14 protein-coding genes are annotated in these 18071 nt (G+C 54.8%); 2 read left to right on the top strand and 12 right to left on the bottom strand.

What is annotated here, in order from left to right; genetic code table 11:
* The first annotated feature begins 197 nt into the window (after positions 1 to 197).
* Positions 198 to 1538 carry an alpha-helical endospore appendage domain-containing protein gene (locus BN2684_RS23980; protein WP_082652010.1) on the top strand — a complete coding sequence of 447 codons (1341 nt, stop codon included), beginning with the start codon at positions 198 to 200 and terminating at the stop codon, positions 1536 to 1538.
* A gap of 146 nt (positions 1539 to 1684) precedes the next feature.
* On the opposite strand, the gene BN2684_RS15750 is transcribed toward BN2684_RS23980, so the two are convergent.
* The 11 genes from BN2684_RS15750 to BN2684_RS15700 form a co-directional block, all read right to left on the bottom strand.
* The gene (locus tag BN2684_RS15750; RefSeq protein ID WP_058303110.1) at positions 1685 to 2104 is read right to left on the bottom strand and encodes a VOC family protein; all 420 of its coding nucleotides are present in this window, start codon (positions 2102 to 2104) and stop codon (positions 1685 to 1687) included.
* A gap of 19 nt (positions 2105 to 2123) precedes the next feature.
* A complete protein-coding gene (locus BN2684_RS15745; RefSeq protein WP_058303109.1) occupies positions 2124 to 2948 on the bottom strand; it encodes an alpha/beta hydrolase in 825 nt (274 codons plus the stop codon).
* Positions 2949 to 3013: 65 nt separating this feature from the next.
* Entirely contained in the window at positions 3014 to 3595 is a 582-nt protein-coding gene (locus BN2684_RS15740) for a hypothetical protein (protein ID WP_058303108.1), read from the bottom strand.
* 2 nt (positions 3596 to 3597) lie between these two features.
* Positions 3598 to 4068: a GNAT family N-acetyltransferase gene (locus BN2684_RS15735; RefSeq protein WP_058303107.1), complete on the bottom strand. Its 471-nt coding sequence runs from the start codon at positions 4066 to 4068 to the stop codon at positions 3598 to 3600.
* Between the two features lie 191 nt (positions 4069 to 4259).
* Positions 4260 to 5051 carry an endonuclease/exonuclease/phosphatase family protein gene (locus tag BN2684_RS15730; protein ID WP_058303106.1) on the bottom strand — a complete coding sequence of 264 codons (792 nt, stop codon included), beginning with the start codon at positions 5049 to 5051 and terminating at the stop codon, positions 4260 to 4262.
* A 147-nt stretch (positions 5052 to 5198) separates the two neighbouring features.
* On the bottom strand, positions 5199 to 6164 hold the full coding sequence (locus BN2684_RS15725) for a LacI family DNA-binding transcriptional regulator (RefSeq protein WP_058303105.1): 966 nt from the start codon (positions 6162 to 6164) through the stop codon (positions 5199 to 5201).
* Between the two features lie 45 nt (positions 6165 to 6209).
* Complete coding sequence (locus BN2684_RS15720; protein WP_058303104.1) at positions 6210 to 9581, bottom strand: GH36-type glycosyl hydrolase domain-containing protein; 3372 nt, start codon at positions 9579 to 9581, stop codon at positions 6210 to 6212.
* A gap of 106 nt (positions 9582 to 9687) precedes the next feature.
* On the bottom strand, positions 9688 to 11850 hold the full coding sequence (locus BN2684_RS15715) for a glycoside hydrolase family 3 N-terminal domain-containing protein (RefSeq protein ID WP_058303103.1): 2163 nt from the start codon (positions 11848 to 11850) through the stop codon (positions 9688 to 9690).
* Positions 11851 to 12004: 154 nt separating this feature from the next.
* Positions 12005 to 13606 (bottom strand): type 2 periplasmic-binding domain-containing protein, encoded by a 1602-nt coding sequence (locus tag BN2684_RS15710; protein WP_058303102.1) that lies wholly within the window; start codon positions 13604 to 13606, stop codon positions 12005 to 12007.
* A 56-nt stretch (positions 13607 to 13662) separates the two neighbouring features.
* Positions 13663 to 14562 (bottom strand): carbohydrate ABC transporter permease, encoded by a 900-nt coding sequence (locus BN2684_RS15705; protein ID WP_058303101.1) that lies wholly within the window; start codon positions 14560 to 14562, stop codon positions 13663 to 13665.
* Between the two features lie 29 nt (positions 14563 to 14591).
* On the bottom strand, positions 14592 to 15545 hold the full coding sequence (locus BN2684_RS15700; RefSeq protein ID WP_058303100.1) for an ABC transporter permease: 954 nt from the start codon (positions 15543 to 15545) through the stop codon (positions 14592 to 14594).
* Between the two features lie 567 nt (positions 15546 to 16112).
* Between BN2684_RS15700 and BN2684_RS15690 the strand changes: the two genes are divergently transcribed.
* Complete coding sequence (locus tag BN2684_RS15690) at positions 16113 to 17123, top strand: serine hydrolase domain-containing protein (protein WP_234340251.1); 1011 nt, start codon at positions 16113 to 16115, stop codon at positions 17121 to 17123.
* Between the two features lie 72 nt (positions 17124 to 17195).
* Here the strand turns inward: BN2684_RS15690 and BN2684_RS15685 are convergent, their stop codons facing one another.
* Positions 17196 to 17936, bottom strand: coding sequence for a TrmH family RNA methyltransferase (locus BN2684_RS15685; protein WP_058303098.1), 741 nt, complete (start codon positions 17934 to 17936; stop codon positions 17196 to 17198).
* Positions 17937 to 18071: the final 135 nt, after the last annotated feature.

Genomic DNA, 18071 nt, shown 5'->3' with positions numbered 1-18071 from the left:
GCTGAAATAAAACTTAGATGATCAAAGTAAGGTGTTTGTCCGTGTCTTGTTCAATGGAATTTGGATATGGTAATAGTGTTTACTTTCGATAGGAATATGAGGTGATCCCCGTGTCTCAACCTAACATCCCCCCTATCACTCCCACTATCACTTTATCGAGGGAAAATGCGTTAAACCTGTTGCTGGCTTCCCTTGCAATGGAGGATTTGAGTGTCGGACATGTTATGAATGCCGAGGCCGAGAAAATCCAATATGCCGTAGGTACACTGCCCGGCCTCCCATCTCCGGCTTCGATTCGTGATCTGCTTGCCATAAATGCAAGTGTAAAAAAAACAATGGATAATGTACTACTAAGAGAAGCTCTGTTGCAAACTAATTTGCAAACGATCTTGACTTCGTCGCCAGACGGACAAACAGGAGCCACAGGACCGACTGGAGCGACTGGTGCAACCGGAGCGAACGGAGCGGCGGGAACGACTGGAGCAGCCGGAGCGGCCGGAGCGGTCGGAGCGACGGGAGCGAACGGAGCGACCGGAGCGGCCGGGGCAACCGGGGCAACCGGGGCGAACGGAGCGGCGGGAGCGGTCGGAGCGACTGGAGCAACCGGGGCAACCGGGGCGACCGGGGCAACCGGGGCGACCGGAGCAACCGGAGCGAACGGAGCGACTGGAGCGGCGGGTGCAACCGGAGCGAACGGAGCGACTGGAGCGGCCGGAGCGGCCGGAGCAACCGGAGCGGCAGGAGCGACTGGACCGACTGGACCGACCGGAGCAACCGGAGCGACTGGAGCGGTCGGAGCGACTGGAGCGAACGGGACAACCGGGGCGACTGGAGCGGCAGGAGCGACTGGTGCGACTGGTGCGACTGGTGCGACTGGTGCGACCGGGGCGGCCGGAGCAACCGGAGCGGCAGGAGCGACTGGAGCGGTCGGGGCGACCGGAGCAACCGGGGCGGTCGGAGCGACTGGAGCAACCGGGGCGACCGGAGCGGCGGGAGCGGTCGGAGCGACTGGAGCAACCGGGGCGACTGGGGCGGCGGGAGCAACTGGAGTGACCGGAGCGACTGGAGCGGTCGGGGCGACCGGAGCGGCAGGAGCAACCGGAGCGGTCGGAGCGACGGGAGCGACTGGAGCGACTGGAGCGACTGGAGGAATATTCGGGCAGTTTCAAGTAGCTCAAAACAGTCCCAATACATCGGGCAGCTCGGCAATCGTTATTGGGGCTACGAGTACTACACTGCATACGATCACAATGACGGGAGTTAGTGTTGGGAATCGAGTATGGCTTACCGCTGTTGCCGGTTTTCTGAACACATCGGGAAATACCATCATCCAATTGCAATTGTTCCGCGGAGCGACTTTGATCTTCAGCATTGATAATAGTGGGCCAGGTAACAGCTCATTTACGGCGCAGACTGCTAACCATGTTGATCTAACGCCTGGCACCGGGAATGTCACCTATACTTTGTCGGCTTTAGCCACTGTCGGTTCAGCCAGTGCAACGGGTGGAACCACCTTGACCGGAGCCTTGATTCAATAGAAAACCGGATAGCCGCAGGTTGAGTAGAAAGAGCTGCGGCATCCGGCTCAGGTTCAATCCAAAGGTACTCTTGCATGTTCGTATCCAAACCATTCGTGCGTTCTCCGATGCAAACAAACCTTATTCCTGGACGCTTTCCGAATGTACTATATCGGATTCTCGGTCATCAGTTCCCATCTCATCCCATAACGATCTATTACAGAGGCAAAGCAGCTGCTATAGGTGGTTTCGCACAAAGGATGGATTGCCGTTCCGCCATCAAGTAGGGTATGGTAAGCGTCTCTAACCTCACTTGGATCATCAAAGGTTATCACCATCGATAGATTCCGGCCTTTTGGAACGGCAGCTCGATCGTCGGAGAACATAAACCGCTGGTTTCCAATCCTCATCTCGGCATGGTATACATAGTCTTTTTCTTCTTCGGTCAGATCCTCCATGGATATGTCATTTGGACTCGCGTCGCGATAAGGGATAAGGACAGTGATCTTCCCCTGAAAAGCTTGTTCATAGAGCCGCAATGCTTCTTTGCATTGCCCGTCGAAATGATAATTGGGAGTTACGATCATGATCCTGCCCCCTCGTGTTCTAGCTTAACCACCAGTCCAGCATATCCGGCCACCATTCGTCCTTGCGATTCATGATATGGGCATGGTCGGCATGAGGTCCCGGAACATAGACGATCTCGATCCGATCTGCGGCTTCAGGCGAAAGCTTGGCTAACTCCCGCTTGAAGCGCTCCGCATTCTCCGGGGGGATATGGCGGTCTTCTGCACCCAAAGTTAACCGCATCGGCGGACAGTTGATATACCGGTCCAGGTGAGTCATCGGATTCAACTGGTCGTAATAAGCTTGGGATTCATCGTCGGGTACGCCGGGGTCCATGAGCAGAGCCGCTTCGGAGATCTCGTGCATGCCGGGACGAAGCCAATCCGGTGTGGTGATAATCGGTGCGACCCGGACAATTCGAGTATCGATTCCCGCCGCCGCAATGGAGATATCGCCGCCCATGGAGATGCCGCCCATGCGCACCTCCGGCGAAACCTTCAGGACGTCGATGGCCCAGTCGATCACCTTTTGCGTATCAAGTACGGTCTGGCCTAGAATCTTCCAGCCTTCCTTGCGCATATTGGCGAAGACTTGATTAACCAGATCTCCAAGAGGCAACTCCCCACGTTCTCCGTGACGGTAATTATCGAAAGCCAAAGCGAAATAACCACGGCCCGCGAATTCTTTGAGAAAGGGAATCTGCCGTTCCTTCGTGCCCCCTAAGCCGGTGAGGAAAATGACCAATTTTCTCTCCGAAGCCGGAATTTCAGGCTCCAAGTAGAGAACCGGGATATCCCCTACCCAGTCCTTATGTACCGGAACACCTTGAATGGTTTCAATCGTTGCTGTACGTTCCTTATCCATATCGAGCTTGTCTCCTCTGTTCGGATTGGATAGTTCGTTGCTGCACTTTATGCCCCTTATGGGCTCTAGTTTCTCGGTGTAGAGGACGACTCAGGAGCAACCCGTTCAACCTGCTTCACCATGTCGTAGCTCACAGGGGTATCGGGATTCTCCTTATCCGTCTTCCATAGAACGATCAGATTGTCCATGACCATGATGGATGTCGGCGGATTTTCCTTCAGCACATATACAGTCCGGTGCATCCCACTTCCGCCTGTGAAATCCGGAGCACCATGGATTCGGTTGAATTCCCGGATTACGTTCCAACCGATTTCATCCCGGTTTCCGGAAGCCACCCGGGAAACGATTCTCTGCGCTAGCTGTTCCGTTAGGCGAGGCTGGCTTTCCGGCAGCTCTCCCAGAATCATCATAACGGAACGGGCGCTAATTCCAGCCGGATCGGCTGCTTGGAGATCGGAGATCTTCCGTTTTTGTTCCTCGCTCTTTGCTCTCACCAACGCATCCTCATAGGAGGTCACGATTTCCGGAACACTGCTCGGCTTCGCCGAGAGGCCAGGAACTCGCTCCGCCGCATACGCGGCCGACAATCCTCCAGCAAGCAGCACCCCACCGACGATCAGCACGATCCACTTTTTTCTCATGCGCATGATTACAGAGCTTTGCTCATCGACAGATCCGTGACCTTGTATCCGGATTTCTCATAGAGGCGGATTGCCCTCGTGTTATGCCCGAACACATGCAAAGAAATCTGTGCGATGCCAAGCTCCTTCGCCTTCTCATCCAGCGCCGCCATAGCCTGCTTCCCGTAGCCTTTGCCTTGACTGGGCTCGAAGATCAGGAAATCATAGATGAAGAATGCTCTCCCCGTCGGGCTGTTCCTCTCATGGAGCCAGAGGTAGCCCACCTTCTCTGCCTTCTCGGCATCCTCAATCCGAAACAGCAGCGTGTCCGCGGTAGCCATTCCGTCCGGTAACAGACTCTGAAAAGCTTCTTCGGAACGCTTAAGAGCTTCATCCTCCGTCCAAGCGCCAGAACGTACCTTCTCGAGTGCATAATCCTTAGCGGCATGCTCCAAATAATGCTGATAATCCTCTTCGTCCATCGGAACTAACGTTGCCATCTTGCTCCTCCTCTGCGTAAGGAAAATTGGAATGCGAATGAACCCATCGTCAACCGATCATTCCTTCTTCCTTTATTATCGCATACCGAGACAAAATGGAAAGGGCGAGTTGAGGTAAACAAAAAAGAGCCGCGTTTATGAAGCGCGTGCTCTTTTTGCTCTTGAACCGATAATCGGACAAAGAATCAACTTTATTGCTTGCCCTCCCATGACACAAGTGCGCAAACCGGATAATGATCCGACGGATAACGGCCTTGGTAGCGGCTTCGGTCGATCTCAATCTGCTCCACCGTAACTTGCGGTGTGGTGAAGATGTAGTCGATCAGTTCTCCCGTTACGCCGCCCTTGAAGTCGTGGAAGGTGCACCCTATGCTCGCTTTCCCTCCCGGCAAGATGGAATACGCATTGGTATACCCTGCCCGCTCCAAGCCATGGATAACCGCGTGATCCGGCTCCACATTAAAGTCTCCGGTCAAAAGGACAGGCAGCCCCGTCTCCCGCTGAAACTGTCCGATGCGATCGCGGATCAGCTCCATACCCTTCACTTGTGCTTCCTCGCTGATATGATCGAGGTGAGTATTGAATACGGCGAACTCCGACGATCCGTCCACCGAGCGGAGCCTGGCCCATGTGCACATGCGCGGATAGTCGGTTTTCCAGCTGAGCACTCCGAGCTGTTCGGGGTTCTCCGACAACCCAAAATCGCCAGACTGGGCAATCTGCCACTTTTCCTTGTCGTAGAAAATCGCGCAATGCTCATCCTCATGCCCGCCCTTGCGGCCAGCGCCGATCCAGGCGTACCGGTCGAGCTCAGCCTCCAGTTCTTGCAGCATGAACAATCTTCCTTCCTGCGTGCATACGATGTCGGCGCGATGCTCCGCGATCGCGGCTGCGGCAGCTAGATAGCGCTTGTCCCAAGCATTGTCTCCGTCCGATTCCACCATTACACGCAGGTTGAATGTCATGATCTTTACGGATGTCATAGGATATCCCTACTCTCTTCTGAGTCTGATAAAGGAAAGAACCTCTGTCCGTGCGACAGAGGTCCTTTTCATCTCATGCTTCGCGGACCGTCGAAGCCGCCGCATTCATCCAACAGCTCCGTTCAGATCCATGCTTCCGAAAGGGGGCTATCGAGCGCTGCCCACCGATTGCCCTTCAATCAGTTTGACATAGACTCGTTCCTGCTCCACCTGCTCGCCCGCAATCAGCTTGATCAGCTGCTGGGAAGCGAGTTCTCCCCATCTTTGCTTGGAATATTCAATGGTAGCAAGCCGGGGGTACAAGTATTGGGACACTTCGATGTTATCGAAGCCGATGACATGCAGATCTTCTCCGATGCACAGGCCGGTTCCAGCCAGCCGATTGTACAAGCCGATTGCCATTTCATCGTTGAGGCAAAAGACTGCAGCGGGTTCCGTATATTCGTTGATAATTCTCTCCGCCGCTTGAACCCCGCCGCTCTTCTTGAAATCGCCGGCGATCTCGAAGATGTCGATGCCGGCCCGCTCGGCTGTCATGCGGACCCCTTTCATCCGCTGCATCGAATCGAAGGAATCATCCGGTCCGGTAACGACGTAAATCTTCCGGTGTCCCTTATCGAGCAGGTAATCCATCGCAAGCGTAGCCCCAGCCTTGTTGTCGAGGAGCACCTGGTTGATGTTCGGATGCTCCAGCTCCCGGTCGAGCACTACGATCTTGTGGCCAAGATCGGCATATTGCAGCAATTCCTCGCTCTGGAAGGCATGGTCCAGGATGACCGCACCGTCGATCATCCGTTCAGGCAGCATCCGATGCGACTGTTTGCCGCTGCACACCACGAGATCATACCCGAACGCATTGCTGACTTCCTTCATTCCATGCTGCAAGTCTCCATAGACACCGCCCCGGAAATCCGTCAGAAAGACACCGATGATCTTCGTTTCCCGTTTCTTCAGGTTTCGTGCCGAAGCGTTCGGAACATAATTCATTTCCCGCGCAATATTCAAGATCCTTGCGCTCGTTTCGTCCGTCACCTTGTCACTGCCGTTCAGCGCGTAGGAAACCGTCGAGATGGATACGTTGGCTTTTTTGGCGATGTCCTTAATGCTTACCACTGCACTCGCTCCTAACCTATGCTAAAGCAACCTACAGCCTGTCACTTACGCAAACAGCTCGATGACGGCCTTTTCTTGCCCTGCAAGCTTTTCAAAATCGTGACGCTTAATGCGCAGACCACCTTCACGGTACGGATTGGCCAGTCGTTCCCCTTCCACTTCAACGCCGTTAATCACGACCTTGCGGATCGGAGCGCCAACACTCCGGTAACGGAAGATCGTCTCGCGTCCTGCATACCCGAAGCGGAACTCCATTCCGTTCAGCTTGCTCGGAAGCACCGGATCAAGAACTAGATCTCCGTCCAGCTGACGGATGCCAAGCGCAGCCGAGATGAGCTGGTTCATGTAGATTCCCGGACCGCTGGAATAGATTCTCCAGCCGCCCTTCACCGGAACCTCTCCGGTTCGCAGCTCGTCAAAGCGCTCCTGCGCCTCGTAACGGGTGTTGAACTTGCCGTCCGAGCTGCTGAAGTACGAATTGCTTTGGCGCGGCTCTGCATTCGGAACAACGTCCGTGATGCCGACCGGGTTGATCGTCTCCAGCCCGTTCCAAACATCGTCCGAATGGCCCAGCTTCGCCATCGCTTCCACGTAGCGGATGTGCGCATGGACGTATTGCAGCCCGACCTCGCGGCCGAAATTCGCCGCCTGTTCGGCTCGTTTGAAATGCGAGCTCACACCGCCGGCATACTGAGCTGGGCGGTTCATCAGCCGCACCCCGTCCGGACAGCGGAACTTTTCCTGAACCAGCTCGTAGGTGGAGGCAGCTCGCTCGCCTTCAAGAAGCTCCGCGATGATGCTGCGGGTCATGGGCAGCAGCCGGTAATGAATGCCGGTTTCCTCGTCGCTCGGGTGAAGCATGAGCTTCACTTCTTGCGGGTCTTCCATATACAGGAAGCCCGGAATGACATCGGTTCCCAGCATATAGCGATTGTAATCCTGGCGGATGGCGTCGGCCATTCCGCGCAGATCTTCCGCCAGCTCGGCATCGGTTTCGGCTAGAACTTCCGAAAGCCTTGTTACGGTTTGATACGTCAACGCCACCGTCCAGCTGCTAACCATGTATTGCTTGAGCTGAGCGTTGGCCGGCTGCAACGTATCGTCCCAATCGCCGTCGCCGTATGCCGACAAGTGGGTGTCATGCAGGAAGTGGCTGCGGATGTAGTCCAGCTCTTTCTTGGCATGGTCGAGCAAAGTTGCCTTGCCGCTCGTGAAGCCGAACCCTTCCTTCACCGTATAGGGCACTTGCTCCTGCAGGATGGTCGGGTCGCCCGTAATCGTGAGGTAATCCGCCAATACCTTCAGCGGCCAAACGATGATATCGCCGTGGCTTTCGGTCTGTTGAATGGCGCTGTACCGGTCGAACATGAACCATTGCGGCCAGTTACCGTCATCCTCGTACTGATGCGAGTACACCATTTTCAGAATGTCCCGCACCTGATCATACTTCTGGGTAGCCAGGAAATATTCGACCGGTCCCTGGCAGACGTCTCGGGTTCCCCAAGCGGCGCCGCCATATTGCTCAAGCCCGTGAGGAACGGAGTAGTGAACCAGCATGTTGTGGGTATACCACCACGCGAGTGCGTTCACTTTAAACAGGCTGTCGCTCTTCTCTTCGCCGGGCATGGACAGGTGAAAATCATTCATCACCCCGCCAAGGAAGCTCCGGTAAGCCGCAATTTCTTCATCAGCGCTGCGTCCGGTTGTGGGTGCCAAAGCTCCATCCAACGAGCCCCGAATCGTCATCGTCCACTCGCTGCTCTCTCCAAGCTTCAGAACAACCAGAGAAGCGTCGCCAGCAGCGACTCCTTCGGCAAGCTCGCTCTCATCGGACACGTTCATCTCGGCCCCGTCTACCCGCAGCGTGTAGCACAGTTCCGGATATTGCGTCTGGCTGAGCGAAGCGGGGTCGGCGCGGAAGATCCATTCGTCGCCCTTCTCGGTCAGATGAATGGGATATTCATATTCGTTCACATTCATCGTCACTTGATTGGTGACAAGATACCGATAAACCTTCCCGCTCTCCGAGCGAACATTCAGACGAACTTCTGTGGAATCGGCTCCGGTGTAGTTCGTGATCACGAGGGTATCTTGTTCCATTATATAGTACCAACGCACGTAGTTGAATCCGATTTCATACAGCGAAGGCAGCGTCAAGAGGCAAAATTCACCATTTTGTTCAATATAGATGCGCTGACCGGAGGTTTTGGGAACATTGAGCGCCCCGCGAGCTACGCCTACCATCTTATTGAAGTTCGTGTTCCCGATAACCAAATGGGAGTTGAATACCCCGTACATATACGAAGTGGTGGTGATAACCGGTTCTCCCAGCACCACGTTATTGCCGCTCATCAGGATATGTCCATGCGGACGCTCGACGCGCAGTTCTTTTTCCTTCAGAACCACATGCTCATAGGTTTCCGTGAAAAAGGCAGCCAGCTTGCCGTCCAGAACTTCTTCTTGATGCCTCGTGCTTGCCGGGAAAAGCTGCTCCAGCTTCTCATCAGATACGGGCAGCGTCTGGACTGGCTTGCCGATGACGGGGCGATAGGCGGCTTTCACAGCGGGCTTCGCTGCTGCCACTGCCTGCGCCGATTCCGCAAACCGGCCTTGATAAGCGCTCCAAGCCTCAGCAAGAAGTCCCGCATACTCCAGCTCTGTGATCGCAGCCGGATGATCCGCTTGAAGGAGACCGTAGAAGACGAACCGCGCATTCCCATTTAGCTCGACCTTCTCCGACTGGAGTGCCGTATAGGCGAATTCGTATTGGTAAATTTCATTGGCAAGCTGCTCGTGCAGGAGGCTTTCCGGAACATCTGTTTCTTTGTAGGACAAGCCGTAGAATTGGAACCCGTCCGTGGAATATCCCGTCGCCCGGGTGAGAGCCCCTTGCTGAAGATAAGGAAAAGCTCCGCCTTGAGGCTGATTTTGTCGCGAGCACACGACGAAGCCTTGCTCAGCGTCTTCGAATACCGCATGATCGATATATTGCGAGAGGTAAGCTTCATTGCTGCGTACCGCTCCGCCGTCCGCAAGGCCCACGTCCTGCCCGTACACGAGATCGACGGTTGCGCCTTCTCCCTCAACGGTAATATCCCAGAACCAGACACCTTGCTCGGTCGGGGCGAACAGCACGCGGTAGCCGATGCCGGCCGCTTCCCCTTCCCACACCGCGTAATCTTCACTATAGGCGAAACGGCTTCCGGATCGGATGCCGACAAGCGGGTAGTAAGCAATCCCGGATGGTTGATGAACGCGCAGATACAGGTTGTTCAACGATCCGTCAAGGGGACTTGTCATCAGTTGGTTGATCATGGTCCGGCCGCTCTCTGCAAGGTACAGATCGCCGCTGTTCCAGAAGGTGAAAGCGAGGGCACCGGCCCGCACTTCGATTTTCGATTTGGCTAGAGTTGTCATTAGTATGTTCCTACCTCCTATCCGGAACCCGGAACCCGATCCTGCCAAGAGGATCGGGCTCTTAGGCCCTGGGCAGCTCTGCTGCTTCTATCGGCTAATGGACGTATCAAGGGACAAGCTGAAACCCGGCTTCCCGGGTGTCCCGGCTGTTGCTTCCGACATAGACGCGAAACGCGCCCGAATCGCTGGTGAACGAAAGATCAGAATGATGATAGCGCAATTGTTGCTCCGTAAGCGTGAAGATCGCCGTTCCGGTCTCGCCCGGCTTCAGCGCGAGTCGGACAAAATCCTTTAACTCGCGAAGAGGCCGTACAACCTCCCCGGCTAGATCCCGGATATATAACTGAACCGTCTCGATCCCCGAACGAAGTCCGGTGTTGGTGACCTTGACTTGAACCGTCAACGACTCATTCCGGCTAAGCTTCGCCCCGCTGATCTCAAGCTCTCCGTATTCGAACTCGGTGTAGGAAAGGCCGAAACCGAAGGGCAGGAGCGGTTCGTTCGGGCTATCGATATATTTCGAGATATAGCGTTCATCCTCGTGTCCCGGCGTAAGAGGACGTCCCGTATTGAATTTGTTGTAATGAACGGGCACCTGGCCCACCGAATGGGGGAACGACATACTCAAGCGTCCCGACGGATTCACGCGGCCAAGCAGCAGATCAGCGATCGCTGCCCCTCCTTCAACACCGGGGAACCAGGCTTCGAGCACTGCGTCCGCTTCTTCGAATACGCCGGTCAAATCGAGCGGCCGTCCGTTGAAGAGCACGACGGCTATCGGTTTCCCGGTCGCCGCGAGCTGCTGCAGCAGCTCCAGTTGCGCTTTCGGCAGCTGCAGATTCGTGCGGGATGCGCCTTCGCCGCTCATGGCAACGTCTTCGCCGAATGCCACGACGAGAACGTCGGCATCGCTCGCGGCGGCGAACATGGCATCCCGCTCAGAGGAGCTGATCGATTCGATCCCACAGCCGGCTGTGGTCAATCGGCTGCTGTCCATGCGTTCCCGAAGCGCAGCCGCAAGGGAAACCGCGTCTTCCTTATCGCCGGCGCAGGACCACCAGCCAAGTATGTCGTTGCTCTCGGCGTAGGGACCGACGAGCGCGACCTTCGCATTCGGGCTGAGCGGCAGCGAGCCGTTATTCTTCAGCAGAACGCACGATTCCGCCGCCAGTTCATAGGCCGCCTCCCGGTGATCGTCGCAGAGGATCACCTCGCGCTCCCGCTCGGGATCGGCGCCCCTAAGCGGATTCTCAAACAGGCCGAGTTTCTCCTTCAGCTGCAGGATCCGTAGCACCGCTTCATCGATCAGCTTCTCATCAACCTCGCCGCCCGCAAGGAGCTCCGGCAGATGGTGCACATAACACGGCGTCATCATCTCGATATCGATGCCTGCTCGAATGGCCTTGAGCGCCGCTTCCCGATCGTCTTCACAGACTCCGTGCGCGATCATCTCGCGGATGGACGCCCAATCGGAGATGACGACTCCGTCATAACCCCACTCGCCGCGAAGGATGCCGCGCATCAGCTTCTCGTTGCCGCTCGCCGGGATGCCGTCCACGGTATTGAAGGAGGCCATGACCAGCGCGCAGCCTTCCTCAATCGCCGCTTTGTACGCTGGCAGGTAGTACTCGCGCAGGTTCCGCTCCGACATGTCAACGGTGTTGTATTCCCGACCGCCTTCCGGAGCGCCGTATGCGGCAAAGTGCTTGACGCAGGAAGCGAGTCTTTCCTTATCACCCTTCAGGTCGTCGCCTTGGTAGCCGCGGACGAACGCCCGTGCGAACAGGCTGTTCAGATGCGGGTCTTCGCCCGTCGATTCCATGACGCGCCCCCAGCGCGGATCGCGCACGAGGTCGACCATCGGAGCGAAGGTCACGTGAATCCCGGACACAGCAGATTCCCGGGCTGCGATTTCGGCGCTCTTTTCCGCAAGCGGAAGATTCCAGGAGCAACCGATCGCAAGCGGAATCGGAAAGATGGTCTTGAAGCCGTGAACGACATCCGCCATAAACAGTAGCGGAATGCCAAGCCTATTTTTCTTCAGATACGTTTGTTGAACCTCTGTGATCGTTCGGGCTCCTGACAGATTGAGCGCTGAACCGCTCGCATTCACCATCGCTTCATTGACACCGAGCTCCTCCATCGGACCGGTGAGGAGTTCCTTATCGTGAAACCCTTCATAGAAAGCTCCGGTGAGCTGCAGCAATTGAGCGATCTTATCTTCTCTTGTCATTTGCCCGATCAGGTCCAGCAATTGCTGATCATTCATTACGGTTCCCTCCACTATCCCATTGGTACCCTATCCCGTGTCATTCCCGCGGTTATGTCAAGAACCCGGCTGCGTGCGGATGATCCGTGGCAGACCGGGTTCCGACTCCGGCTCGGGCAGACACCCCGTGCCGAATCACCGCTTCTCTATCAACTTATTTCTTCTGGCTATTCAATTCATCAAGAACCGGCTTCACCATCGATTGCTTGCTTTCCACCCATTTCTTCCAGTTGGCTTCCAAATCGCCCGGTTGGAGAATCAGGTTGGTGTATTCCGTTGCGTAGTCAAAGCTGGCTTGGTTCTTCGCTTTCGAATCGTACAGCTGGACGTCCCAATCATAGGTAGCCATCTTGCCGCCTTCGGTGCTCAGCTTCGCTTTTTCCTTGTACAGCTCGACCGCACGGTCGCGGTAATCCTTCTTGATCGCCGGGTTGATGACGCTGAAGTCGTCGCCCAGAAGGTACAGCCCCTCAAAGCGGCTCGGGTATTTGTCTTCCAGAGAGGTTCCTTCTGGCAGAAGGCTGACAAGCTGTTTGTTGTCGTCGTACTTCCAGTCCTTGCCTTCAAAGCCCATGTTCAGAACCAATTGGCCTTCCTTGCTGACCGAGTAGTCGATCAAATCCATGATGCGTTCGAATTTCTCTTTGCTGATTTTCGGATTGAAGATCAAGGCCGACCAGAAGTTGGCTTGTTCCAGGTTGCGGTATTTGCCGTCATCGCCGGTCACCAGCGCCGTCTGGATAAGATCGTCACTGTCTACGCCGAGATTCTTTTTCATGTTCGTATTAAGATCCTGACGGTACGAAGCCAAACCGCCGAGGCTCATGACTGCGGCTACGCCGTTCACGCGGAACTTGTCGGTGCCTTCGCTGTTCTTCCAGGTGTAGAATTCCGGATCAAGCAGCTTGTCCTTGTAAGCCTGCTGCATGATCTTCAAGCCGGTAAGCGTTTCTTGATCGGCAGGACCCCAATGGTACTGACCGTCTTCGCCTTTGTAGAAGGCCGATTCTACGCGGGAATGCTCGCTGTTTGCCATGACGAAGTTGGTCAGGGCGTCAGCCGAGTTGTAGGAGATCGGAACCAGCTTGTTGCCGACCTTGCCCGGGTCCTTCTCTTTTACGAGGCGGGCGTACTCGTTGAGCTCGCTCGTGGTGTAAACATCCTTCAATTCGAAGCCGACAGCCTGTGCCCAGTCCTTGCGGAGAGCGATAACGCCGATTTGGTTCAGCAGTGGATCAGCAGGCTTGTTCTCAAAATAAACCGGGCGCGGCAGGATGTATGTTCCGCCAGTCAGCTCTTCCAGCTTGTCGCCGAGGCCCGTCTCCTTGTAAGCGGCAGCGACGTTCGGCCAGCGGGTTTTCCAATCATCCGGGAACTTGTAGAGCAGGCCTTGATCGATGTAGTTCATGGCATCGCCGTGAACATAATTCCAGACCGCTACATCCGGAAGGTCGCCGGAGTTGATCCAGAGACGCAGCTTCTCTGCCCAGGAATCCCAATCGATATAGTTGTAATCCCATTTGATATTGAACTTGTCCATCCAGTATTTGTGGAACTCGTTGTCAAGCTGTCCGTCCTTAAGGTTAGTCAGGTTGGCTGCGGAGATGGTCAGTTGGGTCTTGTAGTTCCCGTTCTCATCCTTCGCGTTGTCGTCTGCGCTGCCGGAGCTGCTCTTGGAGCAGGCACCCAAAACCAGGGACATGCACATCACGGTTGCAAGAACCGCCTTGCCGGAGAACTTCCATTTGGTCTTCATGTTTTTCCCCCATGTGTCATAATGGATTGCTTGAAGCTTGGTTTTATTTGTATAGATCAGGTCTTGATTGCCCCTGTCAATACCCCTTTGGCAAAATGCTTTTGCAAGAGCGGGAAGAAGCACATGATCGGCACCATCGTCACGAAGACGGCGGCCATCTTCATCCCCATCGAGAAGGATCCCTTGCCGATCTGATCGACACTGGAAGCATTGGAAGCGTTCGTGGTCGATTCGACGATGATCGCTCGCAGCACGTTTTGCAGCGGGAGCTGTTCGGCTCTGCGCAGGAAGATCATGGCGTCGTACCAGCTGTTCCAGAAGCCTACCCCATAGAACAGGGCGATGGTTGCCATGATCGGAGCGGCGAGCGGAAGGACGATCTGAAACAGGATGCGCCATTCCCCCGCTCCGTCGAGACGGGCCGATTCCATCAGCGACTCTGGCAGGCTGTAAAAGTAGTTCATCATCAGTATCATATTGAAGGAGCTGAAGCTTCCGACAAAGATGACGGACCAGAGCGACCCAGTTAGATGAAGCGACTTCATCACCAGATACATCGGAACGATCCCGCCGTTAAAGACCATCGTGAAGAGCACGAGGAAGAAGAACAGCTTCTTGCCGGGAAACGGAGGACGGCTCAGGCCATAAGCCATGCTGGTGGTCAAGAACAAGCTGAGCGGCAGACCGGCCAGAAGCAGCTTGATCGTGTTCCAGTAACCGGTAAGAATGGTGCCGTCCGCGAACAGCGCCCTATAGGAATCAAGCGTCGGGTTCTTCGGAAACATCAACAGCGGGTTATCCGCGTATTCCTTCGGAGTTGAAAAGGAAATCATGATGACATTCCAGAAGGGAACGAGAATCAGGAGAGCTGCGATCAGCATGATCACGAAGATCAAGTAATCCATCAGCGTCAGCCGGTTCGTGCCGAATTTGGCGGATTTCGATAGTGTACTCATCAGGACCATCTCCTTTCTTACGTTCTGTCTTACTTGAACAATCCGTCTCCACCGAGCAGTTTGGCCCCACGGTCTGCCAGAAGCAGCAGGCTCATGTTCACCAGGGAACGGAACAAGCTGACGGCAGTCGAGAAAGAGAAGTCCGTGGAGGACTGGAAGGTGATCCGGTAGATGTAAACGTCAAGCACTTCTGAAACATTCTTCGTAGCGGCGTTCGCCAAGTTGAAGATTTGATCAAAGCCTGAGGACATCAGTCCGCCGACGTTGAGAATGAACATGACGACGATGGTTGGCAGGATATTCGGCAGCGTGACGCGGAACATCTGCTGAAATCTCGAAGCTCCGTCAATCTGAGCGGATTCGAATTGATCTTGATCGATCCCCGAGATGGCAGCCAAGAAGATGATGGCGCCCCAGCCGGTGGACTTCCAGATATCCGTCAGGAGCAGCATCGGAACGAAGGTGCTCTCCGAGCCGAGGAAGTTGATGGTGGGCAGCCCGACCAGCGTGAGCAAGCTATTGACGAGACCGTCGTAGGACAGCACATTGATCACGATCCCAGAGACGATGATCCAGGACAGAAATTGCGGAAAGGTCAGCACCGTCTGGAAAATCTTGCTCATCTTCCGCATCCGCAATTCATTCAGCAGGAGAGCGACCAGAATCGGGAAAGGGAACTGGACGATCAGCTTCAGGATGTTGACGTACAAAGTGCGCCACACGGCGGCTGAGAAATTCGGATCGCGGAAAACATATTGAAAGTTCTCCAACCCAGCCCAAGGGCTTTTCCAGATGCCAAGATTCGCCTTGTAATCCTTGAAAGCCAACGACAAGCCTCCCATCGGCATGTAGGCAAACAGGAACAGCCAGACAAGACCGGGAATCAGGAGCGTGTAGACCATCCGGTTTTTCCAAATTTCCGTAAACAGCCGTTTCATTCGCGTGTTCTCTTTTTTCTCGGGGCCTAAGACTGCTGGTTTCAATGGAATTCACCTCGCTCTTCATCATTGCATTCCGCGCCAAGGAAGCCGAACACCGCACTCGGACGCTCTTGCAGGAACGATCCGGTAAGACTGCCAAGACTTCCTTCGCACCGAAAGCCATTCAATGCCTTTGCTTCCTTCTCTTCCGAATCTACCTGGTTACTTTCGGCAAAAGGACCTCCGTCCATGCGCTTGCATGAAAAGAAAGACAGCTCGGAGCAAGTTTGTATTCGTTTTCTTCTCTCTGCGTAAAGCGACGGAATCGGGGTAATCAGTAGAGAATCCCCAAAGACCGAACCCTCCTCCATGGATAAACAAGCCATAGGTTTCTCCTCTCCACCTTGCTTAAAACGACAGCAATTCGAATCGTTTCAATAATATTTAACCGCTTTTTTTGGCAAATAATCATTAAATCCTGTTTTGTAAGCGGTTTTATCGAATCGTTTCGATTAACATCATAATACGACTCTTCTTTCGTGTCAACCATCGTTTTTCCCTTGCTGGAATGGAAGAAAACCGAGGGCTTTCATTTCTCTGCAAGCATTTACATCCCCAGCAGCAGCTTGTATGATGAGAGACATGCAATCAAGCGCGATCTTTGGCTGGCGGCTCGGGTTCGGTAAACGGCGCCTCCAGGATCGAGAAGAAAGAAAGGTGCGGCGATTGGACAACCTTGGGCAACGCTTTTCAGAACGCATCGTAAGGGATGGACTGCATGTACACTCGATTCGAGTGTTGAAGGAAGGTCGGCTGTTCGGGCAATGGGATCGAGATCAAGATAGGAGGCGGCTGCAGCATTCGGTCAGCAAGTCCTTTACCTGTATGGCGGTGGGACTCGCTATTCACGAAGGCAAGCTGAGGCTGAATTCGCGTTTGAAGGACTTTTTCCCGCAGCAAGCCGCTGTTCAGCCGACTGGAGGATGCGGCTTCCCGCCGGGAGAATTGACCCTCTACGACCTGTTGAGGATGACAAGCGGTCACGATTCTCCCCCCTTGTGGGCGGATGAACGAGCCACTCTTCCAGAAAAGGACTGGGTCAAGCACTACCTGTCTCTCCCGCTCGACCGACCTCCGGGCGAACCGTTCACCTACAGCAGCGGCGACACCTTCGTGATCTCCGCACTCGTCCAAGAAGCGGTCGGCATGACAGTGGAAGATTACCTGACACCCCGATTGTTTGAGCCGCTTGGCATCCGAGAGATCGAGTGGGAGAAATCGCCGCTCGGAGTGACGCTCGGCTGTGCAGGTCTTTGGCTAACCACCGAAGAGCTCAGTCGATTCGGGCAATTGCTGTTGCAAAAAGGTATTTGGAACGGGACGCAGCTTGTCCCCGCTGACTGGATTGACTTTGTCAGCCGGAAGCAGATCGAGAATGGCAGCGGGGAAGGCGACTGGGGAGTGGGTTATGGGTGCCAGTTCTGGATGTGCACACACGGAGCTTACCGCGCTGACGGAGCCCACGGTCAATTCTGTATCGTCCTGCCGGATAAGGACGCGGTTGTCGCTATCAACAGTGAGGACGACCGATTGGCGGATATCCTGAATGCGGTTTGGGAAGAAGTTTACCCGCTGCTCTAAGCGAAAGAGGCGAATCCAGTGCCGCTCCTACGGCTTACCGGATTCGCCTCATTTCTCTTTCCTTCTTCCAAATTAAATCAACCCGTTTTTTGATGCAAACAGATACGTTCCAATGCCCGCCGCAACCGACAGATTTAACGAATCCACAAGCTCGGATTGCGGAAGGGTCAGGCTCGTTCCGACTTTCCCAAATAGCGCCTCATCCAAGCCTGTCGCCTCATTCCCAAAGATAAGGGAAAACAGCTCCGCCCTCGGGCAATTATTCGGAGTCAGCACGGTTTCTCCATGGAGCATAAATGGAAATAGGCGGTGCTGACCGAACCTGCTCCGGTAGTGGTCAAACGTTTGAAACGTCTCGCATTTCATGCGGAACAACGAGCCCATCGAGGCCCGTACCGTTCGCGGATGGAATCGGTCGGCGGCAGGCAGCACGATTGCCAGGTTGCCCACGTGGAAGCCCGCTGCCATTCGAAGAATCGTCCCCACATTCCCCATATCCCCCGGTTGAACGAGAACGAGATGAGGCTTATCCTCCTCGATGCGGTCTTCATATTTGGAGAACACCCCGATGACGTAACAATTTTCCTTCGGACTGATTCTGGCGATCCGATTGTCGTCATAAACGATCGGAATGCCGTTTATTCGGCACAGATCCACGACCCTAGCTCTATCCGTGCATTTCGAATGGAGAAGCACACTCCGCACGATATCGGGCCGCACCTGAAGCAGCTCAATCGTGGCATAAGCGCCAAGGGCGTAGGAATAATCAAATTCTTTTTGATAAGGCTTGATGCCGTTCGTCTTATTCTTCATAGAAACCCGCTCCCTAATTGGTATGGTTCAATTAAGGATGCAAAGCCTCATGACAAACAGCCTGTTCGAATCGGCGAACCGGGTTATCTCTCCATGCAAGCTTCGCCGTCTGTTTGTCCTATAGACTTTGCATGG

The organism is Gorillibacterium timonense (assembly GCF_001457415.1).
Taxonomy (GTDB): Bacteria; Bacillota; Bacilli; order Paenibacillales; family NBRC-103111; genus Gorillibacterium; species Gorillibacterium timonense.
This window is presented reverse-complemented; position numbering and strand designations above follow the sequence as displayed.

Bases quoted from the DNA above. Each gene is read 5' to 3' on its own strand.
- BN2684_RS15740 (WP_058303108.1), bottom strand. From the start codon at position 3,595: ATGCGCATGAGAAAAAAGTGGATCGTGCTGATCGTCGGTGGGGTGCTG.
- BN2684_RS23980 (WP_082652010.1), top strand. From the start codon at position 198: ATGGAGGATTTGAGTGTCGGACATGTTATGAATGCCGAGGCCGAGAAA.
- BN2684_RS15710 (WP_058303102.1), bottom strand. From the start codon at position 13,606: ATGAAGACCAAATGGAAGTTCTCCGGCAAGGCGGTTCTTGCAACCGTG.
- BN2684_RS15745 (WP_058303109.1), bottom strand. From the start codon at position 2,948: ATGGATAAGGAACGTACAGCAACGATTGAAACCATTCAAGGTGTTCCG.
- BN2684_RS15705 (WP_058303101.1), bottom strand. From the start codon at position 14,562: ATGAGTACACTATCGAAATCCGCCAAATTCGGCACGAACCGGCTGACG.
- BN2684_RS15720 (WP_058303104.1), bottom strand. From the start codon at position 9,581: ATGACAACTCTAGCCAAATCGAAAATCGAAGTGCGGGCCGGTGCCCTC.
- BN2684_RS15685 (WP_058303098.1), bottom strand. From the start codon at position 17,936: ATGAAGAATAAGACGAACGGCATCAAGCCTTATCAAAAAGAATTTGAT.
- BN2684_RS15715 (WP_058303103.1), bottom strand. From the start codon at position 11,850: ATGAATGATCAGCAATTGCTGGACCTGATCGGGCAAATGACAAGAGAA.
- BN2684_RS15730 (WP_058303106.1), bottom strand. From the start codon at position 5,051: ATGACATCCGTAAAGATCATGACATTCAACCTGCGTGTAATGGTGGAA.
- BN2684_RS15735 (WP_058303107.1), bottom strand. From the start codon at position 4,068: ATGGCAACGTTAGTTCCGATGGACGAAGAGGATTATCAGCATTATTTG.
- BN2684_RS15690 (WP_234340251.1), top strand. From the start codon at position 16,113: ATGATGAGAGACATGCAATCAAGCGCGATCTTTGGCTGGCGGCTCGGG.
- BN2684_RS15750 (WP_058303110.1), bottom strand. From the start codon at position 2,104: ATGATCGTAACTCCCAATTATCATTTCGACGGGCAATGCAAAGAAGCA.